We start from the raw sequence: 23562 nt of genomic DNA, 5'->3' as shown, positions 1-23562 counted from the left end.
GGTGGCCGTTCGGCCACGGCAAGCCCTTGGCAAGGCGTTCGCAAGGGGGGCGGTGCAGGATGGCACGGTACCGGGGGGCGCCGAACGACGGGGAGCGGCCGGCCACCGTACGCCGGTCGACGGTCCGGCCCGCCGTCACCCCCGCCCCGCCGAACGCCGGACCGCGCCGCACGAACAGGAATCCACCCGAGGACCGTCACCATGCAGACAGCGTTTCCCCCGTCCGCGCGCGGGGAGCGCGGACCGGCCCGCGCCGCGGTGAGCGCGGAGCCCACCAAGCCGGGCGCGGCCGGCCGCTCCCCCGTGGCGGCCGGCCGAACCCCCGGACCCGCAGGCCGCTCCGGCGAACTGGCCGCCCTCTTCGCGTGCGCCGAAGCGGCCGACGCCGGCCGCGCCGGGTGCGTCGTGGTGCGCGGGAACACGGGCATCGGGAAGACGGCCCTGATCGACGGCTTCCGCCGCGACGGCCGACTGCGCGGGGCCACCGTGCTGCACACCGCGGGCCGCCCGGAGCGCGCGACCACCGAATACGGCGCGGTCCGCGAGCTGTTCGGGCCCGGCGCGGAAGCCGAGCGCGTCCCGCCCCGCACGGAATGGCTGGCCTCCACCCTCATGGCGCGGGGCCCGCTGGTGATCGTCGTGGACGACGCGCAGTGGTGCGACGGGCCGTCCCTGCGCTGGCTGGAGTCCCTGATCCGCAGGACCGAGAGCGCGCGGCTGCTGACCGTGCTCGCCTGGGGCGCCTCCGGTACCGGACCGGCCCGCTCGGCGCTCGCCAGGATCGTCCGGCATCCGGGGACCCGCCTCGTCGGCCTCGGGCCGGTGGCCGAGGAACAGGTGGCCGAGACCGTCGAGGCCATCCTGGGGCAGGCGCCGGAACCCCCCTTCACCTGGCGCTGCGCCGCACTCTCCGACGGCAACCCCCTCCTCCTGCGACGCATCCTGTTACGGCTGCGCCGCGCGGGCGTCCGGCCCGAAGCCCGGTCCGTGGGGCAGGTCGACGCGGCGTGGCGGGAGGTCCACGCCGCGTCGGTACGGGCCCACCTGCGCGGTCTGACCGAGACGGAGCTGCGCGTCGTACGGGCCGCCGCCGTCCTGGACCGGAGTGACCGCCCGCCGTCCCCGGCGGACGGGGGCACCGGCCAGACCGCCTCTCCCGAACGCGTCGGCGCGCTCGCCGGCGTGCCGCCCCGCCTCGTCCCGGCGGTCCTGGACGGCCACCGGGACGACGAACTCCTCTCCGTCGACGGGGAGGAGGCCTTCCACGCGGCCGTGCTCGCCGCCGCCCCGCCCGGGGAACTGGTGCGCCTGCGCACCCGCGCCGCACGGCTCCTCAACGACGAGGGCTTCGCCTCCGCCGAGGTGGCGAGGCACCTGCTCCCCCTGCCCCGGCTCGACGAGGGCTGGATGCTCGGCGCCCTGCGCGACGCCGCCGAACGCGCGGGCCGCACCGGCCCCCGGTCGGCGGCGGTCCCGTACCTGCGGCGGCTGATGGAGGCCGAGCCCGAGGAAACCGGCCGGGTGCGCACCGCCCTCGAACTGGCCGGGGCGCTGGCCGCCACCCACCCCGCCGAAGCGCTGGACGCGCTGCGCGGCCTGCTCGACCAGACCCGGGACGTCCGCCTGCGCGCCTCGGTGGCCGTGCAGTTCGCGATGACCGCCCTCGCCGCGGGCGATGCGGCGGCGGCCCTCGCCGTGCTCTCCCGGACGCCCGCCCGCCCGGCCGAGGAGCCCGGCGCGGACGCCGAGGACCGCGCACTGCGGGGGACCGTCGAACTGGCCGTCCTCGCCGCCGGTCTGCACCGGCCGTCGGCGTTCCCCGCCGTACGCGAACGCGCCCGGGCGGCGTTGGGGGAGGAGCCGGCGCCGCAGGGGAGCGCCGGCCTCCTCGCCCGGGCCCTGCTCGCCGCCGTCGAGGGGGAGTCCGCCCGCGAGGCCGTGGACCTCGTGGGCCGGGCCGTCCGGGCCGAGGGCGCCGCCCCCCGGGACTGGATGCGCGCCCGCGCGGCCCAGGTGCTCCACCTGGCCGACGAACCCGGCATGGCTCTGGAGATGCTGGACCTGGCGATGACCGACGACAGCGGCTGCCTGCCCCGCTGGTCGCTCCTGGCCGAACGCTCCATGGTCCGCCACCGCCTCGGCGACGTCCCCGGCGCGGCCCTCGACGCACGGGCCGCTCTGGAAGCCGTGGAACACCCCGGTCCGGGCGGTTCGGCCCTGCCGTTCGTCGCCTGGGGCTGCGTCCGGCTGGAGCAGGCCGACACCGAGGCCGCGGAGACGATGCTCGACCGGGTCGCCTCCAGCCACCTGGACCACACCCTCCTGGGCAGGATCCCGTACCTGATGGCCCGGGCCCGGATCCGGCTCGGACGCGGGGACGCGGAAGGCGCGCTGGTGTGTGCGCTGCGGTGCGAGCACGGACTCGCGGAGGCCGGCCTCGACGGGCGGCCCTGGGCCCCCTGGCGACCCCTGGCCGTCACGGCCCTGGTCCGGCTCGGCCGCACCGCCGAAGCGGCCGAACTGGCCGCCGAGGCACGGGAACTGGCCGACCGCTGGGGCACCCCGTACGCCCTCGGGCACGCCCTCCTGGCGGCGGGCACGGTGGCCGACGGGGACCGGCGCACCGAGTTCCTGACCGGCGCGGTCGAGGCGCTGTCCCGGTCCCAGGCCCGGCTGGACCGGGCGCGGGCCGAACTGCTGCTGGGCGGGCACCTGGCGCGGTGCGGCGACACGGCGGGCGCCCGCCGCCACCTGGGCCGCGCCCACGAGACGGCCCGCCGCTGCGGCTCGCCCGCCCTGACCGCCGGGGTCCGGGCGGCGCTGGCCGCGGCGGGCCTCACCGGGCCCGGCCCCGCTCCCCGCACCGGCGCGGCGGCGCGCCCCCGGCCCTGCCCGCTGAGCGGCATCGAGCACCGGGTCGCGGGGGCGGCGGCGGAGGGCGCCACCAACCAGGAGATCGCCGAGACCCTGTTCATCGCCCGGCGCACCGTGGAGATGCACCTCACCTCGGTCTACCGCAAGCTCGGGCTGGTCGGCCGGGCCGACCTCCCCGACGCGCTCCGCGCCCTCGCCCCCGCCCCGTCCGGGCCCCGCCCGCAGACGGGCGCGCGGTGATCGCGGGCATGGACCGGACCTCCGCCGCCCTCGTCGAGCGGGACGGTGAACTGGCGCTGCTGCGCGCGGCCGTGGCGGACCTGCTCGCCGGACGTTCCCGCGTCGTCGCCGTCGAGGGAGCCCCCGGCACCGGCCGCAGCGCACTGCTGCGGTACGCCGCCGCGCGGGCGCGGGACGCCGGATGCGCCGTCGCGCACGCGGCCGGCTCCCCGACGGAATCGGCCCTGCCCTTCGGCATCGTCACCCAGCTCCTGGCCGGGCCGGACACCCCCGGCGCACCGGCCCCCGCCGCCCTGCCGCTGCCCGCGCTGTGCGAGCTGTTCCTCGCCGCGGCCCGCGAACGTCCGCTGCTGCTCTCCGTCGACGACGCGCAGTGGGCGGACGCGGACTCGCGGCACTGGCTGGAGGCCCTGATCCGGCGGGCCCGCGGCGCGCCCCTGGCGATCCTCGTCGCCGGGACCCGCGGCGCCGTCCCCGCCGGCCGGCCGGGCCAGGACGGCCGCTCCGACGAAGCCCCCGCCGCCGTCGCCCGCCTCGCACTGCGCCCGTTGACCCCGCTCGGCGTGGCCGCGATGCTGGCCGCCGCCTTCGAGGGGCCCGTGGATCCGGCCTTCGCCGGAGCCGCGGCCGAAGCCTGCGCGGGCAACCCGGCCGTGCTGCGCGCGGTGGTGGACGGGATCGACGCGGACGGGCTGGAGCCGAGCGCGCACACGGCCGCCGAACTGCCCCGGCGCGCCGCCGAGTCCGTCGGCGACCGCACCGCACGGCTGATCGACGGCCTGTCCGAGGAGCACGTCCGCCTCCTGCGCGCCATCGCCGCCGCCGGGCCGCACCTCGGCCCCGCCGCGCTGGGCGAACTGGCCGCACTGCGCACCGTACCGGTGTCCCGCGCGCTGTGCCTGCTGACCGACACGGGCCTCGTCGAGGGCACGGACGCCCCGCGCACACCACCGGGCGTCGCCGAACGGGCCCTTGCCGGCCTGACCGGGGCGGAGCGCGCGGCCCTGCATGCGCGCGCCGCCGTACTCGCCCCCCGCACCGCCCCGCCCGCCGACCCGGGCCCGTCCGCCGACGCGGACCCGTTCGGCGAGGGCCCCGACTGCGACGAGCGCGCGGGGTGGCGGCTGCTCAACAGCCCCGACGACCACGTCCCGGCCGCGGACCGGCTGCGGGCCGCGGACCTCCTCGCCACCTGCGGACACGAGACGACGGTGCGCCGCGCCGCCGCCCTTCCCCGGACACTGGCCCACCCGGACACCCCGGAGCCGGAGCGCAACGCCCTCCTCGCCCTGCACTGGCTGATCGAGGACACGGCGCCCACGGAGGAGAGCGCGGACGTCGCGGCCCGCGTACCGCCGCTGCCCGTACCGCCCCGGGGGCCCGCGCAGGAAGGCGTGGCGGCCCTGCGCGGCGCCCTCTCCGGGGCGCTGCCGCCCGCCCGCGTGCGCGCCCTGGCCGGGGCCGCGCTGCGCCCCGCGCCCGGCCACCCGCCGCTGTTCACCACACGGCTGGCGGCCTGCTACGCGCTGGCCCTGGCGGACTCCCACGAGGACGCCGCCGCCGGCCTCGACCCGATCGTGGCGCAGGCCCGCGCGCTGCGGGCGCGGACCGCCGTCGCCGCGGCCCTGGCCGTACGCGCGAGCGTCGCCCTGCGCCGGGGCTGGCTCCAGGAGGCGGAACAGGACCTGGCGGAGGCCGAATGGGCGGCGTCCCAGGGCTCCGGATCCGTGAAGTCCGTGCCGCTGACCACCGCCCTGCGGATCCTGCTGCACCTGGAGCGCGACGAGGTGGACGACGCGGGCCGGGCCGCCACGGCCGAAGTGCCCCTGCGGGCGGTCAGCGGCATGTGGTGGCCGACGTTCCTCTACGCCAGGGGCCGCCTGGGCCTGCGCACCGGCGACCACGGGGCCGCACTGCCGGACCTGCTGGAATGCGGACGCGGGCTACTGGCCCGGGGGTGGACCAACCCCTCCTTCGTGCCCTGGCGCTCCGCGGCCGCCCTCGCCCGCCTGGGCGGCGGCGACCGGACCGGGGCGACATGTCTCGCCGCCGCGGAACTCGCCGAGGCCCGGGCGTGGGGGAGCGCGAGCGCCATCGGTACGGCCCTGCTCGCCGTGGGGCGGGTGACCGAGGGGGAACGGGCCCGAGCGGCCCGGGACGAGGCGGCGCGGCTGCTGCTCCGGGAGGACACCCCCGCCGAGTGGGCCGCGCCCCGCCGGGCGCGCCGGGTCCGGGCACTGACCGGCGCACACGGCACCCCGACCCCGCCACCCGGAGCCGGGGGCCGGACCAAGGGCCCCTTCCCGGCGGCGCACGCCGGCGAGCCGGTCCGCGAGGAGCTGACCGCGGCCGAGACGCGCGCCGCCGAACTGGTCCGCGAGGGGCTCACCAACGGGGCGATCGCGCTCCGCCTCGGCGTGTCCCGGCGCATGGTCGAGATGCACCTCAGCCGCGTCTACCGCAAGCTCGGCCTCTCCGGCCGGGCGGACCTCTCCCGTCCCCTCCCCGACAAGGACTGAGCCGGATGCTCCTCGAACGCGACGCCGAGCTGCGCGCGGTGGCCGAGGCCCTGCGCGCCGCCAAGGACCCCGGAGCAGGATCGGGCGCCCCCGTCCTCGTCACCGGCGCCCTCGGCTCGGGCAAGACGGAGCTGCTCGACCACCTCGCACCACTGGCGGCGCGGGAGCGGACCAGGGTCCTGCGGGCCGACGCGGCCCCGTCCGAACGGGACTTCGCCTTCGGCGTGGTGCGCCAGATCCTGGAGCCCGTCCTCGCCGGTGCGCGGCCCCCCGTCCGCGACCGGTGGCTCGACGGGGGCGGGGCCGCCGCCTGGGCCGTCGTGGGCGGGGCGCCCGCACCGGCCGCGGAGGGGTACCCGCACCTCCTGCGGGACCTGCGCGCGCTGGCCGAACGCATCGCCGCCGACCAGCCGCTGGCGGTCCTGGTGGACGACCTCCAGTGGGCGGACGCGGACTCCCTGCGCTGGCTGGGCTACCTCGCCAGACGGCCCACCGCCCGGCCGGTGACCCTCGTCCTGACCGTCGCCGACGGCGATCCCTGCGCCGACCGGCCCGCCGTGCGCGAGCTCCTCACCGGCGGCGGGCGCACGCTGCGGCTGCGACCGCTGTCCCCGGCCGCCGTCCGCGCCGTCGTGGAAAGCCGCCTCGGCGTACCGGTCCACGACGCGTTCGGCCAGGCCTGCCACGAGGCCTTCGCGGGCAGCCCGATGCTCGCCGTGTCCGTCGGCGACAGCATGCGGCAGGCGGGACTGCGCCCGTTCGGCGCGGACGCCTCGTCGGCGCTGCGCCTGCGGCCGCCCGTCCTGCGCGAACGCCTCGCCCTGCGCCTGGAACAACTGCCCTCCCCGGTCATCGGGTTCGCACGGGCCATGGCCGTCCTCGGGGACCAGGCCGAACCGGGGCTGACCGGCGCCCTGGCGGAGCTGGACGCCGTGGACTGCCGCACCGCCGAACGCGCGCTGCGCCGCCTGGGCCTGCTCACCCGCGGCCCCGGCCGCACGGCACCGGCCTTCGTCCACCCGGTGGTCCGGGACGCGGCCGAGGAGACCATCCCGGCCGAGGAGCTCCAACGGCTCACCGGCCGGGCGGCGGCCCTGCTCCACCGGAACGGGCACCCGGCCGAACAGGTCGCGGCCCGGCTCATGGTCACACCGCCGTCCGGCCCGGCCGACAGCGCCTGGGCGGTGACCGCGCTGCGCGCGGCGGCCGACGCCGCGCTCGACCGCGGTGCGCCCGAGGAGGCCGTGGGGTACCTGCGCCGGGCCCTGCGGGACGCGTCCACCGACGGCGAGGACCGCGCCGCGGTCCTGGTCGACCTGGCCGGCGTCGAGCGCAACCTCGACCCCTGGATGGCCACCCGGCACATCTCCCAGGCGGTGCCCCTGCTGCCCTCGGCCGCGCGACGGGCCGCGGCCCTCCTGCGCGTCCCGCCGCCCCTGTTCGACACCGCGCCGCCGCACACCGCCGAGCTGATCCGGCGCGAGTCGGCCTCCTACGCCCCCGGCGGGGAGCAGGACGGAGCCCGCCCGGAGGTGGCGCTGCGCCTGGAGGCCAGGGTCCGCTGGACGCAGCCCGCCACGCCCGAACGGCTCGCCCGGTCGGTGGAACGGCTGCGCGGGCTGGGCCCGGAGCCCGCCCTCGACACCGGAGCCGACCGCGAGCTGGCGACCGTACTGCTGCACGACGCGGTGGCGGCCGGGCGGATCGAGCGCGAGGCCGCCGTCCGGCTGGCCCGGCGGATCCTGGAGCGCACCCCGGCCGTGCCCGAACTGCCGTACACGGCCCTGCCGCTGCTGGCGGTCACGCTGCTCGCGGCGGACGAACCGGCCGACCTGCCCGGGTGGCTGGAGACCCTCCTGGCCCGCGCGGTACGCCTGAAGGCCCCGGTGGCGCAGGTGCTGGCCGGCAGCGAACTCGCCGTGACCCTGCTGTGGTCCGGGGACGCGGTACGGGCCGAAGCCCTGGCGCTGCGGGCCCACGAGACCGCCGGGCAGCGGTGGGGGGCCGACGCGGCCGCGGACGTCGCGCTGGCGCTCGTGGCCATCGAGACCGGGGACCCGCGGGCGGCCGACCGGCTCCTGGCCCGGGAGACGGCCCCCGGCGCCGCGGACACCGCCGGGGTGTACCGCAACGTCACCCACCAGCTGCTCCAGGGCGTCCGCGCCTACCACCGGCGCGACGAGGCCACCGCCCTGGACCACTTCCTGGCCTGCGGCAGACGGCTGGAGCGGGCCGGCTGGCACAACCCCGCCCTCGGCCCCTGGCGGCCCTGGGCGGCCCTGGCGCACCGCCGCCTGGGCGAGACGGAGGCGGCCGCGGAGCTGATGCGCGACGAGTACGAGCGCGCGCGGGCCTGGGGCGCCCCGGCCGTCCTCGGCAGGGCGCTGCGCCTGCGGGGCGTGTTGACCGACGGGGAACGGGGGACGGACCTGCTGCGGGAGGCGGTGGCCGTGCTGCGCGGCTCGCACCACCGCCTGGAGCTGGCCAGGGCGCTCGTACAGCTCGGCGCACGGGCGGCCGCCGACGGGGACCCCGGCGCGAGGAGCCTGCTGCGGGAGGGCGGCGCCCTCGCCGCGGCGTGCGGCCTGCCGGACCTCGCGGCCCGCGCCCGGAACCTGCCGGGCGGCCCCGCGGCGGACCGGGCGGCGGCCCCGACCCGGATCCAGCTGAAGGTCGCCGGGCTGGCCGCACGGGGACTGTCGAACCGCGACATCGCCGACGAACTGGGCGTCACGCGCCGCGCGGTGGAGAAGCACCTCACGGTCGTCTACCGCAAGCTGACGGTTTCCGGCCGGTCCGAACTGCCGGAGGCGCTGGAGGCCCTCGAAACGCGCTGACGAACCGGGCGGACCGGACCGGCCTACGCCGGTATGCGCGCGAGGCGGGGATTGTCGGCGGCGAGAATGGCGTGGTGAATGCGGCGCGTCGCGAGGCAGGGATCGAGTCCGAGTTCTTCCTTCAGGACATCGCGGGCGACCCGGTAGACGTGCAGGGCGTCCGCCCGCCGGTCGCACCGGTAGAGCGCCAGCATGAGCTGCCGGTGGAACGCCTCGTGCAAAGGGTGCCGTCCGAAGAGCGCGTACAGCCGGCTGACCGTTTCCCGGTGCCCGCCCAGGGCGAGTTCCGACTCCATCAGCAATTCCGTGCAATCCAGCGTGGTTTCGTCGAGCCAGGTCACGAAGCCGTTGATGATCGGACCGCTTCGCAGGCCCCCCAGAGGCGTGTCCTGGGTCAGTTCCAGTGCGGCGCGCAACTGCTCCACGGCCTCGTTGTGCTGCCCCGCCCGCGCCGCCGCGCGGCCCTGAGCAGCCAGTTGACCGAACCTCTCGACATCGAGCTCCCCCGGCTCGACACGGATGAAGTAGCCGGGCGAGCGGGTGACGATCGGCCCCTCCGCTATTCCGCAGGACCTCAGGAATTTCCGCAGCTCGCAGATACGCACATGGATCGCGGTGGTGGCCCGTAACGGTGACTCCTGGCCCCAGATCTCGGAAATCAACTCGTCGAGCGGTACCACGTGGTTCGCCCTCGCCAAAAGGGCGGCCAGTACGATTTCCTTCTTGCGGGCCGAGAGGTAGAACCGCTTTCCCTCGTTCGCGACGTGAAGTTTCCCGAGAATCCTGTATCGCACCGCTGCTCCGATCTCTTCGGCGAGCCGAATCGCCCATTCCTGCCGTCCGGGCACAATTCCAACCTAGCCAGCGGCCGTCGAACGGGTCAACGAATCGGGAAAAGCCTGCGGTGCGGTACGGTCCGAACCACCGGAGGCGGTACGGAGGCGGGGGCCGACGGCGCACCGCCGACGGGAGCGTCCTGGCGTCCTCCAGGGTCAGTCCGACACACGATGGGTTCCACGCCGTTCATCCTCGGAACGGCATATGACGTGCCCCTCACCCGTGCCTTACGGAGTGCTCAGCACACCGGACGGCCCCCGGTGCGGCCCGCGGCGGCCTCGGCGGCCGCCACCGGAGCCGGTACCGACGGGACCGGTTCGCCCAGGGGGACCAGCCGGCCCGGCCGGCCGGCCGACAGCGCTCCGCCCTTCATCGACACCCGGCCGGTCGACACCGCGCGCAGCGTGCCCAGCGCGGCGACGTACGCGACGAAGCTGTCGGTGTCCCGCCGGTGCCGGGCCGGATCCCGGAACCCGCCGAGGGCCGGGTACCCGTCCTGCCCGGTCAGCGTGTACGAGGACGTCACCACCCGGTACGTGCCGTCCGGGCGCAGCGCGGAGCCCCCGATGAGCACGTCGGCGGGCGCCACCCGGTCACCGGCCGCCCCCGACGCGTCGAAGGAGTACCGCACGTTGGCGGAGACCGCGAGCGGCGCGTACGTCAGCCCGCCCCGCCCGTCGGGCGCCCACTGCTGTTCCAGGGTGTCGTGGAGCTGCTGTCCGGTGACCGACGCCGTGACCAGCGGACTGCCGTACCCGACGGCCCGCCAGGCCCGTTCGAAGCTGACGGGATCCTCCGTGGCGGACCCGAGGAGCAGGTCCGTGTTGATCAGGCTCCGGCCGGTCCGCGGGGCCAGCGCGATCAACGCCAGGTCCGCTCCGCCCGCTTCGGGACGCGGGCTGGTGTCGAAGGAGTCCGCGGGCTGCCGCGAGGCCCACAGCGCCCAGTCGGCCACCAGGTTGCCCATCGTGCTCTCCCCGACCGGTGACAGGACGCGGCGGAACGAGGCCCGCTGCCGGCCGATCGTCGCGCCCGCGTACCGGGTGGCGTACCCCTTCCAGTAGTCGACCACCTTCCGCATCTGCGGATCGGGCTCCACGCCACGGGTGTTGGGGTGGTTCGTCGACGTGGTCAGCTCCCGGACCACCGCACCGGTCACGGGGTCGAGGCGCAGGGTGATCTCGTTGACGATCTGGCCGTGGCAGCCCGCCTCGACGAACGGCCTCAGCCGTCCGGAGGGATCGGGGAGCATCATCGTGAAGGCACAGTGCCAGTGCCCCGTCACGATCGCGTCGATGTCCGCGGACACGCGCAGCGCCAGGTCGTACGCCGGCCCGCTCGGGTCGCTGCCCGAGTCGAAGGCGGACCCGGCCACCGCGCCGTCGTGCATGCTGAGCACGATCGCGTTGACCCCGCGGGCCTTGAGTTCCGCGGCACAGCGGTTCGCGGCGGACAGCTCGTCGAGCGTGGTCAGGCCCGGCTGGAAGGAGTTGGAGAACCGTTCCGTGCCCAGGGCGGTGAGGTGGATGAAGCCGAGGGGCAACTGCCGTCCGCCGGGGGCGCTCACCCACTCGACGTGGTACGGGGGGAGTACGGTCGCCCCGCCCGGAGCCGCGACGGCGTTGGCGCTGTAGTAGCGGAAGTCGGCGCCGTGGAAGCGCCGGCCCAGTGAGTCCGGGAACGTGTTCGTGCGCCCCTCGCCCTCGTACGGGAGGCCCTGTTCCATGTGCTGGACGACGAACCCGGGGGTACGGTCGAACTCGTGGTTCCCGGCCGTCGCGAAGTCCAGCCCCATCAGGTTGAGCGCCTCGATGGTCGGCTCGTCGGACAGCGCGAACGCGGGGAACTCCCAGCCCGAGAAGAGATCGCCCGGCGCGAAGAAGAAGGAGTTGGCGCGTCCCTCCCGCAGCCGCCGCAGATGCGTGGCCATGTACGCGACCCCGCCCACCGTGTACGTCTGCCCGCCCGCCCCGGTGATCACGGCGTCCCGGGCGGGCGGAGCGCTCAAGTAGCCGTGTAAGTCGGTTATGTTCAGCAGTTGCACGTCCACGTACCCGGCTCCGCTGACGGCGTCGAGCGCCGCCCGGGTGGCAGCGGCGGCGGTACCCGTGACGGCACGCACGCCGACGGCCCCCGCCGCGGTCAGGAACACGCGCCGGCCCAGTCCGTTCATGGACACTCCCCTGCGAGGTACGAGCGCTGCTGGAAACGTTCGAGCACCGGTCTTCCCGGCCCGCAAGGCCAACCGGTGTGCGGAACGCGCCCTAAGGGCGAACCCGGGACGAACTCCCCGTCCCCGCCCCCGGGGCCTTCCCCACCCCGGACCCCGTACGACATCGTGCACACCCGCCCGGACCTCCGCGGGCTCCCGCCGAGGATCCACCCGATCGTGGCCGGCCAGGGACCTCCGGCCGGTGTTCCGGGCGCGCACACGGATACGGGCCCCGCTGAGCGGGGCCCGTATCGGCGGCACGGTGGGAGGAGCGGTCAGGCGGTGCGGGTGCTCGTGCGGCTGCTGTCCGTGCACAGGGCCCAGATCACGAACAGGGAGATCGCGATCGAGACGAGCGCCCACAGCGGCGTGTAGGGCAGCCACATGAAGTCGAAGATCACGTTGATGGAGGCCAGCGCCACACCCATGACACGGGCCCAGCCGGCGCCCTTGAGGAGCCCGACGCCGACGACGAGCAGCACGACGCCGAGCAGCAGGTGGATCCAGCCCCACGCCTGGACGTTGAACTTGAACACGTACGAACCCAGCCGCGTGTAGACCTCGTCCTGCGCGATTCCGGAGATGCCCTTGATCACGCCGAGGACGCCGTCCACGAGGAGGAGGACGGCGGCGAACATCGTGCCGCCCGCGGCCCAGGCGCCGCTGGCGCTGTGGGGCTGGGGAGACCTGGGGGTGGTGCTCTGTTGGGACACGGAATGCTCCTTGAACCGAGGGACGCCGCTTCCGGCAGGCAGTCCCATCGTTCGGCCGGCCCCGGCGGGGGGACACCGGAGCGCGGCCGTTCGGGTGAATTCCGGCGGGCCGCCCGCGGCGGTCCATGATCGGCGGGTTGCCCGGCTCCGATAGGTTGGGGCGGCCAAGTCGGCGCAGATTCGAGGAGGTTGTCCCCATGACCGCTCCCACCACCCACCTGCTGTTCTCGTACGGGACCCTCCAGTCCCCGGAGGTCCAGCTGGCCCGGTTCGGAAGGCCGCTCGACGGCCGCCCGGACGCGCTGCCCGGGTACCGGACCACCTACGTCACCATCACGGACCCCGAGGTCATAGCGGCCAGCGGCTCCGACCGGCACCCCCTCGTGATCGCCTCGGACGCGCCGGCGGACGCCGTCGACGGCACCGTGTTCTCGATCACCGACGCGGAGCTCGCCTCGGCGGACGACTACGAGGTCGACGACTACGCCCGGACCGAGGTCGTCCTGAGCTCGGGCACGAAGGCATGGGCCTACCTCGCCGCACCGGCAGCCGACGCGGGCTGAGCCCGCCCGGGCGCGGGCCCCGGCGCGGGCCCCGGCGCGGGCCCCGGCGCGGGCCCCGGCGCGGGGGCCGGTCCCCGTAAGACTTCCGTCATGGTGCCGGCCCTGTCACCGGGGGTTCCGGCACCGTTGAATGGCGGGAGACGCAAGAGCGAGGGAAGGCGGAGTGCGGTGGCCACGAAGAAACGGCGCCGGGGAGCGGTGAGCGCGGTACTGATCGCGGTGACGGCGGTGCTGGGGATCGGTCTCTACTGGTTCCAGCCGTGGAAGCTGTGGCAGGACGACACCGTCCGCGAGGCCCTTCCGGTCGCCGGGCCCGCCCCGGCCTCATCCCGGTCCGCTCCCGCCGGGCCGCGTACGGTCGCCGAAGGCGCTCTGATCAGCCACGAGCACACCACCACGGGTACGGCCAGGATCATCCGTCTCCCCGACGGCAGCCACACCCTGCGGCTGGAGGGCCTGGACACGAGCAGCGGCCCCGACCTGCGGGTCTGGATCACCGACGCGCCGGTCAAGGAGGGCACGGCGGGCTGGCGGGTCTTCGACGACGGCAAGCACCTGAGCCTGGGCAGGCTCAAGGGGAACAAGGGCGACCAGAACTACCCGATCCCCGCCGGCGTGGACCCCGCCGAGTACACCAGCATCACCATCTGGTGTGATCGCTTCGACGTCTCCTTCGGCGCGGCCCCCCTCACCGCCGTGTGACCCACGGCGGCGGGGCGTCCGGGCCGGCCCGCGCGGGGCCGGCCCGGACGTCGTACTCAGACCAGGTCGAACCGGTCCAGGTTCATGACCTTGTCCCAGGCGGCGACGAAGTCCTTGACGAACTTCTCCTTCGCGTCGTCGCCCGCGTACACCTCGGCGATGGCGCGCAGCTCCGAGTTCGACCCGAAGACCAGGTCGGCGCGGGTGCCGGTCCACTTGACCGCGCCGGTGGAGGCGTCGCGGCCCTCGAAGGTGCTCTGGTCGCCCGACGCGGCCGTCCACGTCGTGCCCAGGTCGAGCAGGTTGACGAAGAAGTCGTTGGTCAGGGACCCCGGGGTCTTGGTGAACACGCCGTGCGCGGACTGCTGGTGGTTCGCGCCCAGCACGCGCAGGCCGCCGACGAGGACCGTCAGCTCCGGCGCGCTCAGGTTCAGCAGGTTGGCCCGGTCGATCAGCAGGTACTCGGCCGGCAGGCGGTTGCCCTTCCCGAGGTAGTTGCGGAACCCGTCGGCCGCCGGCTCCAGCGCGGCGAACGACTCCACGTCGGTCTGCTCCTGGGTGGCGTCCGCACGGCCCGGCGTGAAGGGGACCACCACGTCGAAGCCGGCGTCCTTGGCGCCCTGCTCCACGGCGGCGGCGCCGGCCAGCACGATCAGGTCGGCGAGCGAGATCCGCTTGCCGTCGCCCTGCGCCGAGTTGAAGGAGGCCTGGATGCCCTCCAGGACGCGCAGCACCGAAGCCAGCTGGTCGGGCTCGTTGACCTCCCAGCCAACCTGCGGCTGGAGACGCACCCGGGCGCCGTTGGCGCCACCGCGCTTGTCGCTGCCGCGGAAGGAGGACGCGGCGGCCCACGCGGTCGAGACGAGCTGGGACACCGTCAGGTCCGAGGCGAGGACCTGCTGCTTGAGGGCGGCGACGTCCGCCGCGTCGACGAGCTCGTGCGTCACCGCGGGCAGCGGGTCCTGCCACAGCAGCGTCTCGGACGGGACCTCGGGGCCGAGGTAGCGCACGACCGGGCCCATGTCGCGGTGGGTCAGCTTGAACCAGGCGCGGGCGAAGGCGTCGGCGAACTCCGCCGGGTTCTCGTGGAAGCGCCGGGAGATCTGCTCGTAGGCCGGGTCGATCCGCAGCGAGAGGTCGGTCGTCAGCATCGTCGGGGCGTGGCTCTTCGACGCGTCGTGGGCGTCCGGCACGGTACCGGCCCCGGCGCCGTCCTTCGGGCGCCACTGGTTCGCACCGGCCGGGCTCTTGAAGAGCTCCCACTCGTAGCCGAACAGGATGTCGAAGAAGCTGTTGTCCCAGGTGATCGGGGTGTTCGTCCAGATGCCCTCCAGACCGCTGGTGATCGCGTCGGCGCCCTTGCCGGTGCCGTACGAGTTCTTCCAGCCCAAGCCCTGCTGTTCGATCGGGGCGGCCTCGGGGTCGTCGCCGACGCTCTCCGCCGGACCCGCGCCGTGGGTCTTGCCGAAGGTGTGACCGCCCGCGATCAGGGCGACCGTCTCCTCGTCGTTCATCGCCATCCGGCGGAAGGTCTCGCGGATGTCGCGGGCCGCGGCGAGCGGGTCCGGGTTGCCGTTGGGGCCTTCCGGGTTGACGTAGATGAGGCCCATCTGGACCGCGCCGAGGGGGTTCTCCAGCTCGCGGTCGCCGGTGTAGCGCTCGTCGTCGAGCCAGGTGGTCTCGGGGCCCCAGTACACGTCCTCGTCCGGCTCCCAGACGTCGGCGCGGCCGCCGCCGAAGCCGAAGGTCTCGAAGCCCATCTGCTCCAGGGCGACGTTGCCGGTCAGGATCATCAGGTCGGCCCAGGACAGGCTCTGGCCGTACTTCTTCTTGACCGGCCACAGCAGGCGGCGGGCCTTGTCGAGGTTGCCGTTGTCCGGCCAGCTGTTCAGGGGCGCGAAGCGCTGCTGACCGGCCCCGGCGCCGCCGCGGCCGTCGCTGATCCGGTAGGTGCCGGCGCTGTGCCAGGCCATGCGGATCATGAACGGACCGTAGTGGCCGAAGTCGGCGGGCCACCAGTCCTGCGAGGTGGTGAGCACCTCGGCGATGTCCCGCTTCACGGCGGGCAGGTCGAGGGTCTTGAAGGCCTCCGCGTAGTCGAACTCCTCACCGAGGGGGTTCGCCACGGCGGGGTTCTTGGCGAGGATCTTCAGATTGAGGCGCTCGGGCCACCACTGGCGGTTGCCACCGCCCTGGGTCGGGTGCGGAGCGCGGCCGTGGGCGACCGGGCAGCCGCCCGCGCCCTCCGACTGCGCGTCTGTGACGATTGCATCGTGGTTCTCAGACATGGGAATCCTTCCGGACCTGGTGGATCACAACGCTGGAAAACTGCATGCGGTGAAGGGGCCGGGGCGCGGGGCCCCGGGTGAACGGGCTCGGTCCCGTCGGCCGCCGTGACATCACGGGGGCCACGGCGCGGACGGTCGAGCGAGGGGAAACGGGCGGCCGGTACCTGCGGGCCGAGGCCGTGCGGCTCCTCGGCGATGGTCCGTCACGGATCCGATCTCCTGCCGCTCTGGAGTCTTCCTGTCCCTTGGCTATCTACGAATCCGATCCTACGATGGACAGAATCCAAGTCAAGAAGAACACCAAGACCCTGTCCTCCCGGATCCCGGGCGACCGTCGCCACGCTCCCGGCATCCGGCCGACCCGAACGGGTGAGCCGACATGAGTGACCTGCTGGAACGCCTGAGAGAGCGCGGCTGGCGCCTGACGTCCCAGCGGCGGGTCGTCGCGGAGGTCCTCGACGGCGACCACGTGCACCTCACGGCCGACGAGGTGCACGCCCGCGCGGTGGAGCGACTGCCCGAGATCTCCCGGGCGACCGTCTACAACGCCCTGGGCGAGCTGGTCTCCCTCGGGGAGGTCGTCGAGGTCTCCACCGACGGCCGGGCCAAGCGCTACGACCCCAACGCGCACCGGCAGCACGAGCACCTCGTCTGCTCCGGCTGCGGCCTCATCCGCGACGTCCACCCCACCGGCGACCCGCTGGAGCAGCTGCCGGCCGGCGAACGGTTCGGCTTCACCGTCTCCGGGGTCCAGGTCACCTACCGGGGCCTGTGCCCCGCCTGCGCCCGCGGCTGACCCCCACCCGCCCCCCCCGTGCGGGCCGGAGGGCGAGGCCGTCTACCCGATCTCCACCACCCGGGCCCAGGCGGGCGGCGCGTCCGGAACCCAGTCGGGGTCGTCCTCCCGCCACGCACTCTCCCGGGGGAAGAGGCCGACCACCGTCCGGCACCCGGGAGGGTCCGCCGGCCAGGGGGTCTGCCCGTCGGTCAGCACCACGATCACGTCCGGCCGGGGGCTCGTGCGCAGCGCGCGGGCGAAACCCGCGCGCAGATCGGTGCCCCCACCGCCCACCAGCGCGAACCCCTCGGCACGCGACAGCGGTTCCGCCACCCGGGCCGCCGCGTCGCACGCCAGCACGGTGACGAGATCGCGGCGGCCGCCCACGGCACGGGAGATCGCGGTGACTTCGAGGAGCGCGCTGCCCAGTTCGGCGTCGCTCACCGAAGCGGAGGTGTCGATGATCACGCTGACCCGGGGCGGTCTGCGCCGCAGGCTGGGCAGGACGGCGCCCGGCACCCCGGCCGAGCGCCGCGAGGGACGCCCGTACGTGTAGTCCTCGCCCGCGCCGGATCCGGCGACGGCCGAGCGCAGCGCCGCCCCCAGCAGCTCCCGCCACGGCTGCGCCGGGTGGAACGCCTCGTCCGCCCACCGCCGCCACGCCCGCGAGGCCCTGCCCGGGCGGCCGGTGATGCCCTGGGCCACCCGGAAGCGGACCGCGTCCTTCTCCTGCTCGCTGAGCCCGTGGGCGCCGTCCGGGCCCAGGTCCCACTCGCGGTCCAGTCCGTCGGCCCCGCTCCCGCAGTCCAGCCAGGTCAGGTGCAGGGTGCCCGCCCCGAGGCTGAACCGGCGCAGGTAGTCCTCCATCAGCTCCCCGGGGGACAGCCCCAGGGTCTCCGGTGTGACCGCCCCTTCGGGTGTCACCAGCCCGTCGCCGAAGGCGTCGTCGTTGATCTCGCAGTCCGCGGCGATGTTCATCCGCAGCCGCTCAGCGGGCCCGGCCTGCCCGCCTTCCCGCGCCAGCCGGTCACAGCGCCCGTGGTGGTCGCGCAGCAGGTGCGACACCTCGTGGACCCATACGGCGGCGAGCTCCTCCACCGGGGTGCGCTCCACGAACCCGGGCGAGGCGTAGCACCGCCAGTGCCGGTCCACGGCCATCGTCGGCACCCGCGGCGACTCCACGACGTGCAGGGCGAACAACGCCGTCGCCAGGTACGGCCGAGCCCGCACGGCGCACAGCCGGGCCGCGAACAGCTTTTCGAGGGTCGGCGTCACGGTGCGGGCCCCGGTCACGCGCCGGCCCGGTCCGCGACCCGGGCCGCCGCCCGGTCGGCGCGCCGGGACAGCGCCACCACCCCGGCGAGCCGCTCGATCGCCGGTGGCACGTCCCAGTCCTCCCGGCGCAGCGAGGCGAGGGTCGTCGCGGGCACCACCACCAGGTCCGGGGCCCCCGTCTCCAGGGCCCGGACCAGCAGCGCCCACGCCGCGTCCCAGCGGGAGCGCTCCGGGCGCGCCCTGACGGCGGCCACCACCGCGTCGAGCACGGTCTGCCTCAGGTCCCCCCGTTCCGGCAGCGAGGCACCGGCCGGGTCCGCGAGCAGCGTCTCCGGGTCCGGGAGGTCCATGCGGTCCAGCCAGGCCAGCAGTTCCAGGCCCGGACCGTCCCCCACGGTGCCCCGGACCAGCAGGGAGAGCACGTCCCGGGAGGAACCGGCGGCCGTCGCGAAGGCGGTGAGGCACAGGGCCATGTCCCAGCTCCGCGGCGAAGGCCAGGGGCCGCCCCGGCGGGCCTCGCTGCCCGGCAGCCGGTGGACCAGTTCGGGCCGGGCCGTGAGCAGCCCGCACACCACGCGGCGGGCGAAGGCCACGGCCTCCGGCAGCCGTCCGGGGTCCAGCGTCGGCAGGGTCGCGCGGGGCCAGGTCCCGCCGAGGCCGCGTACGACGACCTCGTGGTCGTGGGTCCACTGGAGGTGGACGAACCGGTTGGCCAGGGGCGGGCTCAGCTCCCAGCCGTCGGCCGCCGAGGACCGCGGGTTGGCGGCGGCCACGATCCTTACCCCGGGCGGCAGTTGCAGCGCGCCGATCCTGCGCTCCAGCACCAGGCGCAGCAGGGCGGCCTGCACGGCCGGCGGCGCGGTGGACAGTTCGTCCAGGAACAGCAGCCCCCGGCCGGCCCGTACGAGGCGCACGGCCCAGTCCGGGGGAGCCATCGGCACGCCCTGGACGGCGGGATCGTCGCCGATGACGGGCAGTCCGGAGAAGTCGGACGGCTCGTGAACGCTGGCGATCACCGTGGTCAGCGGCAGGTCCAGGGCCGTGGCGAGCTGCGTCAGGGCGGCGGTCTTGCCGATCCCCGGCTCGCCCCACAGCAGCACGGGCAGATCGGCGGCCACGGCCAGGGTGAGCGCCTCCAGCTGGAGGTCGGGACGGGGTTCGGTGGTGGTCTCGCGCAGGAGGGCCAGCAGGTCACCGGCGACATCGAGCCGGGCGGACGGGGCCGTAGGGCCGGGCTGCGCGGGGGCGTACGGGGACGGAGTAGACATATCGATCACCTGTGGGTTCGCGGAAGGCGGCGGGAAGGGAGGAGCGCGGGCACGGCGGGCACGGAGGGCAGGGCGGGCAGGGCGGGCACGGCGGGCACGGCGGGCACGGCAGGTAGGCGGACGTCGGTCCGAGGGGTCAGCGGGCGGTCGCGAGCCGGGGGCGCGGGCGGTGGCCGCGCGGACGGCTCGGACCATCGACGAGGCGGCCGGGTCCGGGCCCGGCCAGGCCCGCCCGGAACAGCCCGTACGCGAGGCGCCGCTGCGCCGCCGCCAGGAGCTCGTCCCGCAGGGCCCCGCCCCGCAGCACCGCGCCGGGACCGAGCAGCCCCTCCACGACGGCCAGCGCACCGGCGGTGTCCCCGTGGTCGAGGCGCTCGCGGACCCCGGTGAGGCAGTCGGGACGGCGGTGCGCCTCGTCGATGGCGCGCAGGCAGGGCAGGGGAGTCCCGCCCAGCGCCACCAGCAGTTCCTCGCGCCGGATCTCGTCCGGGTGGTGGTCCATCGCGGTCAGCACCCCGCCGACCGGGCCGATCCGGTGCCGGGCGCCCCGGCACTCGACGAACCGGGGTCCTCCGGGCGGGGACGGGTCCCGCACCGGTCCGGCGGCCGGCCGGTACCCGCGCTCCAGGGCGGCGGCGACCAGCGGGTGGAGCCGCCCGGCCCCGATCAGTCCGGAGCGCAGCAGTTCCAGGTCGGGCGGCACCCAGGTCGCCGCGTCCGGCAGGACGGGCAGGACGCGCGCACCGCGGCCCCCGGTCACGGAGGCCGCCGCGTCCCCGGACACGGCTGTGATCCGGAGCGCGGGCGGCCCGGAGCCGTCCCCGTCCGGAGCCAGGTCGAGCACCAGGTGCCGACGCCTGCCGAGCCGTACGGTGACGGCTCCGGCGGCGCGGCCCCCGGCCCGGAGCAGGATCCCGGCCTCGGCCGCCCACCGGTCGACGGCGTAGTGGTGCCCGTCCGCCACCGTCCCGGGCAGCTCGGGACCCACCACGGGGCCACCGGCCGCGGGCACGTCCGCCCCGGCCCGGAGCCGCAGCTCGTCGCTGCGGCGCGCGTCCCAGAGGTGGCGGTGCAGGTCGAGGCGGAACCGCCGGTCGGGACGCGGGTGGGGATGGCGCGCTTCACCGGGTTCGGGGCGGGAGCGGTCGTACAGGGCGAGGCTGAAGCGCTGGCCCCCGTCCGCCCAGGCGGGCGGCGTCCGCACCACGAGGTGCACCGGGCACGAACCGTCGTACCCCGCGCCCTCGTACCGGGCCACCGTGAGGGTCAGCCCGGGACGCAGCAGCCCGTCGGGAGCGACCCGCGGCAGGTGCCAGCGCAGCAGGTCGGGAGCCAGATGGCGCAGGTCCGCACGGATCCGCGCCGCGAGGTCCCGGCCGTGGGTGCGCGCCAGCCGGCGCAGGTCCAGGTCCACGTCGATGCCCGCGGCGGCGCAGGCGCCCGCCCAGTCGCCCGCACGGCGGCGGGCGGTGGCGGTTTCGATCAGGGAGGCCGGCACGGCGAACTCGCGCACGCGCAGCCAGAGGGAAAGGCGGGAATCCCCGTACACGTTCCGAGTGAGCATCAGCGCTCACCTTGCGTGGACGGGACCCCCGATCTGTGAAGGATTTCGGTGATCATCGCGGTGATCGTAGCGCCCCGTGCGCCTTTCGGCCAGGCATTTGCCGACCGGCGGCCGGGGAGCGGGAACCGGCCCCGGCGTCAAGGGCGTTGACGCGGTTCCCGCCGGAAAACCGCCAGACCGGGGTTCGTTCCGGCCGACCCCGGGACCGGCGCCGGTACGCCGCCCGGCCCGTCCGGTGGCCCCGGACGGAGGGCGGCTCGGCCGCCGGCCCCCCGGCAGCCGCCCCGGGTGCGCCCCGGCCGGCCGCCCGGGGACCCGGCGCCCGGCGCGGACCGGCGGGCGGCCCCGAACCGGCCCCTGACCAGCGGGGACGCGCCGCGCCCGCCCAGGCCGGGACCCGCCCTCGCAGGCGTCCCCCGACCGGGCAGGGCCGGGACCCGCCGCCGGACCGGACCCGCCGGACGGCACCGACGGCCCCCGGCGGGTCCGCGCGGGGCGCCGACGACCCGGCCGGCCGGACCGCGCGGCAGCGCCCACGGGGCTACGAAAGCAGCCAAAGCATCCCCGGGAGCCCCCGTCCGGCCTGTGTACCCTTCGCCGCGTGACGACCGGTGACACGGAGCGAGGAGGGGGCGGTGAGCGGGGTACTGATCCACCTGCCGCGGGGCAGCGGTGACGCGGTGACCCTGCGGCTGGGGCCGGGGGAGTCGGCGCGCTTCGGGCGGGGCTCCGAGACGATCCCCGTCGAACTCCGGCTCGTCGACGCGGCGATCTCCCGGCTCGCCGGGGAGATCCGGGTGACGGACGACCACTGGCAGCTCAGCAACCACAGCACGACCCAGAGCTACCTCGTGGAGAACCCGGAGGGTGCGGGCGAATACCTGCGGGTGCCGCCGCGACGGGCCGGGGCCCCGATCCCCTTCGAGTTCTCCCGGGTCGTGCTGCCCACCCGCGGGGAGGCCACCGTCGCCTTCCAGGTGTTCGCGCCCGACCACGTCTACCTGGACCCGGCCGCCACGGGCGGCTCCTGGGGGAGCCCCACGGTGACGGCGTACTCCCTCGACGAGACGGCCATCTACTTCCTCGTGCTGGTGGCGCTCTGCGAACCGCGGCTGCGCGACGAGTCCCCGGTCGCGGTGCCCACCACCCCCGAGATCGTCGACCGGCTCGCCGGCCTGCCCGGCTGCGCGCAGCTGACGGCCCGTGCGGTCAGCTCGCACATCGACTACCTCGCCGACGAGAAGACGCGGATCAGCGCCCCCGCCGAGACCGGCCCCGGCCGGGGCCCCCGCCGCAACGGCAAACGGGAGGCGCTCGTCGGACTCGCGCTGCGGTTCGGGCTGGTCCGGGAGGAGCACCTCGCGCTGCTGCCGCCCCGCGCCGGAGGAGGAGAGGGTGCAGCGCCCGGCCGACGCCTCGGGAAGTGACCGCGGCGAACCGCTGCCGCCCGGCCACCGCGTCGGAGGGTGGGAGGTCACCGGCCCGATCGGAGCCGGCGGCTGGGCCACGGTCCACGCGGGCCGCCGGGCCGCCGACGCCCCGCCCGACCCCGCGGGCGGGGTGGCCGGGGACCCGCCCGGGGAGGTCGCCCTCAAGGTCCTGCCGACCGGCGGCCTCGCACCCCGCCAGGCCCGCGCCATCGCCGAATCCGCCCGGCGGGAGGTCGAGCTCGCCCGCCGGGCCGGACACCCCCGGCTGATCCGCCTGCTCGACTCCTTCGTGCTGAGCGAACCCGGCCACCCGTACCTCGACGGCGCGATCGTGCTGGTCATGGAGCGGGCCGAACGCAGCCTGCGCGACCGGCTCGCCACCCCGGTGACCGCGGCCGAAGGAGCCCGTCTGATCACCGGGATCATCGAGGGACTGGCCCACCTGCACCGCAGCGGCTGGGTCCACGGGGACCTCAAACCGGACAACGTCCTGCTGATGCGGGACGGTTCGGTCAAGCTCGCCGACTTCGGCCTCGCCACCGAACTGACCGGTACCCACGGCACCCACGGGTACGCGCCCCCGATGGGCACCCTGGACTACCTCCCGCCCGAACGCCGACGGGCCCCGCTCGGCGAACACGGCATCCAGGTCCGGCCCAGCGCCGACGTCTGGGCCCTCGGCATCGTGATCCACGAGGTGTTCGCGGGAGGTGCCCCGCCCTTCCCGGGCGCCACCGCGATGGCGCGCGCCGCGGCGGCGCAGGAGTACGCCGAGGGCCGCGCCGCGCTGCGCACGGACCACGCGGTACCGCCGTTCTGGCGCGAGCTGGCCACCGACTGCCTGGCCCCCACCCACGAGTCCCGCGCCGCACACACCGCCGAAACCCTCCTCCACCGCATCACCGCCGCCCGGGCCGCGGAGGACCCGGAGGCTCCGACCGCCGAGGGGCCGCCCTCCGCGGCTCAGGCCTCCCCACACCCGCCCGTACGCCCGCTCCACCGCCGGGCCCGCGCCGCCCTCCTGGCCGGCGCCGCCGTGTGCGGCGCGGCCGTCGCGCTCTGGCCCCACGGAGCCCGCGACGCGGCACCCGCCGCCGCCCGGGCCGAAGCCAGCGGCAGCCTGCGGGTGTTCAACGCCGAGCAGGGGTGCCGGAACCGGACGGACCGGAACCCCCGGTGCAGCCTCGGCCTGGCGATCGACCCGCTCAAGGCCTACACCCCGGACAACGTCGTGGCCACCCGGGTGTGGGACGGGGAGGTCCTCGCCGTGGACTGCCTCCTCCCCCGGGGGATGCCCATCGTCGACGAATCGGACGCCGTGTCCGTCGAGTGGTTCCGGGTCCGCCTGCCCGGGGACGCGGCCCGCCCCACCGCCTGGCTGCCGGCCGTACGCACCAAGGACCGCCCCGCCGTTCCCGAATGCCCGCGCCCCACCCCCGTCAACTGACGGGCGCCCGCACCG

General features: G+C 75.9%; 15 protein-coding genes. 8 read left to right on the top strand and 7 right to left on the bottom strand.

Going from position 1 to position 23562, the window contains the following annotated elements; translation table 11 throughout:
* Positions 1–201: 201 nt before the first annotated feature.
* The 3 genes from SLAV_RS05065 to SLAV_RS05055 are packed head-to-tail and all read left to right on the top strand — an operon-like array spanning position 202 to position 8470.
* Positions 202–3114, top strand: coding sequence for an AAA family ATPase (locus tag SLAV_RS05065; protein ID WP_100660786.1), 2913 nt, complete (start codon positions 202–204; stop codon positions 3112–3114).
* Between the two features lie 8 nt (positions 3115–3122).
* On the top strand, positions 3123–5633 hold the full coding sequence (locus tag SLAV_RS05060; protein ID WP_030241329.1) for an AAA family ATPase: 2511 nt from the start codon (positions 3123–3125) through the stop codon (positions 5631–5633).
* A gap of 5 nt (positions 5634–5638) precedes the next feature.
* Positions 5639–8470 carry an ATP-binding protein gene (locus SLAV_RS05055; RefSeq protein WP_030241327.1) on the top strand — a complete coding sequence of 944 codons (2832 nt, stop codon included), beginning with the start codon at positions 5639–5641 and terminating at the stop codon, positions 8468–8470.
* A gap of 23 nt (positions 8471–8493) precedes the next feature.
* On the opposite strand, the gene SLAV_RS05050 is transcribed toward SLAV_RS05055, so the two are convergent.
* From SLAV_RS05050 to SLAV_RS05040, 3 genes are all read right to left on the bottom strand, one after another.
* Positions 8494–9318, bottom strand: coding sequence for an AfsR/SARP family transcriptional regulator (locus SLAV_RS05050; RefSeq protein WP_234333957.1), 825 nt, complete (start codon positions 9316–9318; stop codon positions 8494–8496).
* A 227-nt stretch (positions 9319–9545) separates the two neighbouring features.
* A complete protein-coding gene (locus tag SLAV_RS05045; protein WP_051841524.1) occupies positions 9546–11480 on the bottom strand; it encodes a bifunctional metallophosphatase/5'-nucleotidase in 1935 nt (644 codons plus the stop codon).
* Positions 11481–11794: 314 nt separating this feature from the next.
* A complete protein-coding gene (locus SLAV_RS05040) occupies positions 11795–12232 on the bottom strand; it encodes a DUF7144 family membrane protein (protein ID WP_030241320.1) in 438 nt (145 codons plus the stop codon).
* A 197-nt stretch (positions 12233–12429) separates the two neighbouring features.
* Between SLAV_RS05040 and SLAV_RS05035 the strand changes: the two genes are divergently transcribed.
* Together SLAV_RS05035 and SLAV_RS05030 are read left to right on the top strand one after the other, a co-directional pair.
* Positions 12430–12795, top strand: coding sequence for a gamma-glutamylcyclotransferase family protein (locus SLAV_RS05035; protein ID WP_030241317.1), 366 nt, complete (start codon positions 12430–12432; stop codon positions 12793–12795).
* A 168-nt stretch (positions 12796–12963) separates the two neighbouring features.
* Entirely contained in the window at positions 12964–13497 is a 534-nt protein-coding gene (locus SLAV_RS05030; RefSeq protein ID WP_051841523.1) for a DM13 domain-containing protein, read from the top strand.
* Between the two features lie 56 nt (positions 13498–13553).
* Here the strand turns inward: SLAV_RS05030 and katG are convergent, their stop codons facing one another.
* Positions 13554–15785 (bottom strand): catalase/peroxidase HPI, encoded by a 2232-nt coding sequence (gene katG, locus SLAV_RS05025; protein WP_030241313.1) that lies wholly within the window; start codon positions 15783–15785, stop codon positions 13554–13556.
* Between the two features lie 379 nt (positions 15786–16164).
* Here katG and SLAV_RS05020 point away from each other — a divergent pair, with 379 nt between their 5' ends.
* Entirely contained in the window at positions 16165–16581 is a 417-nt protein-coding gene (locus SLAV_RS05020) for a Fur family transcriptional regulator (protein WP_030241311.1), read from the top strand.
* A gap of 42 nt (positions 16582–16623) precedes the next feature.
* On the opposite strand, the gene SLAV_RS05015 is transcribed toward SLAV_RS05020, so the two are convergent.
* From SLAV_RS05015 to SLAV_RS05005, 3 genes are all read right to left on the bottom strand, one after another.
* The gene (locus SLAV_RS05015) at positions 16624–17856 is read right to left on the bottom strand and encodes a vWA domain-containing protein (RefSeq protein WP_030241309.1); all 1233 of its coding nucleotides are present in this window, start codon (positions 17854–17856) and stop codon (positions 16624–16626) included.
* Entirely contained in the window at positions 17853–19106 is a 1254-nt protein-coding gene (locus tag SLAV_RS05010) for an AAA family ATPase (RefSeq protein ID WP_030241307.1), read from the bottom strand. Before SLAV_RS05010 ends, SLAV_RS05015 begins: the two co-directional genes overlap by 4 nt.
* A gap of 136 nt (positions 19107–19242) precedes the next feature.
* Entirely contained in the window at positions 19243–20670 is a 1428-nt protein-coding gene (locus SLAV_RS05005; RefSeq protein ID WP_030241304.1) for a hypothetical protein, read from the bottom strand.
* A 635-nt stretch (positions 20671–21305) separates the two neighbouring features.
* Here SLAV_RS05005 and SLAV_RS05000 point away from each other — a divergent pair.
* Complete coding sequence (locus tag SLAV_RS05000) at positions 21306–22097, top strand: hypothetical protein (RefSeq protein WP_030241302.1); 792 nt, start codon at positions 21306–21308, stop codon at positions 22095–22097.
* Entirely contained in the window at positions 22066–23547 is a 1482-nt protein-coding gene (locus SLAV_RS04995) for a serine/threonine-protein kinase (RefSeq protein WP_030241299.1), read from the top strand. Before SLAV_RS05000 ends, SLAV_RS04995 begins: the two co-directional genes overlap by 32 nt.
* Positions 23548–23562 lie beyond the last annotated feature (15 nt).

The organism is Streptomyces lavendulae subsp. lavendulae (assembly GCF_002803845.1).
Classification (GTDB): domain Bacteria; phylum Actinomycetota; class Actinomycetes; order Streptomycetales; family Streptomycetaceae; genus Streptomyces; species Streptomyces lavendulae.
The sequence above is the reverse complement of the archived record's forward strand: the minus strand, read 5'-3'. Positions and strand labels throughout refer to the sequence as shown.

Bases quoted from the DNA above. Each gene is read 5' to 3' on its own strand.
- SLAV_RS05055 (WP_030241327.1), top strand. From the start codon at position 5,639: ATGCTCCTCGAACGCGACGCCGAGCTGCGCGCGGTGGCCGAGGCCCTG.
- katG (WP_030241313.1), bottom strand. From the start codon at position 15,785: ATGTCTGAGAACCACGATGCAATCGTCACAGACGCGCAGTCGGAGGGC.
- SLAV_RS05035 (WP_030241317.1), top strand. From the start codon at position 12,430: ATGACCGCTCCCACCACCCACCTGCTGTTCTCGTACGGGACCCTCCAG.
- SLAV_RS05020 (WP_030241311.1), top strand. From the start codon at position 16,165: ATGAGTGACCTGCTGGAACGCCTGAGAGAGCGCGGCTGGCGCCTGACG.
- SLAV_RS05005 (WP_030241304.1), bottom strand. From the start codon at position 20,670: ATGCTCACTCGGAACGTGTACGGGGATTCCCGCCTTTCCCTCTGGCTG.
- SLAV_RS05010 (WP_030241307.1), bottom strand. From the start codon at position 19,106: ATGTCTACTCCGTCCCCGTACGCCCCCGCGCAGCCCGGCCCTACGGCC.
- SLAV_RS05065 (WP_100660786.1), top strand. From the start codon at position 202: ATGCAGACAGCGTTTCCCCCGTCCGCGCGCGGGGAGCGCGGACCGGCC.
- SLAV_RS05060 (WP_030241329.1), top strand. From the start codon at position 3,123: ATGGACCGGACCTCCGCCGCCCTCGTCGAGCGGGACGGTGAACTGGCG.
- SLAV_RS05045 (WP_051841524.1), bottom strand. From the start codon at position 11,480: ATGAACGGACTGGGCCGGCGCGTGTTCCTGACCGCGGCGGGGGCCGTC.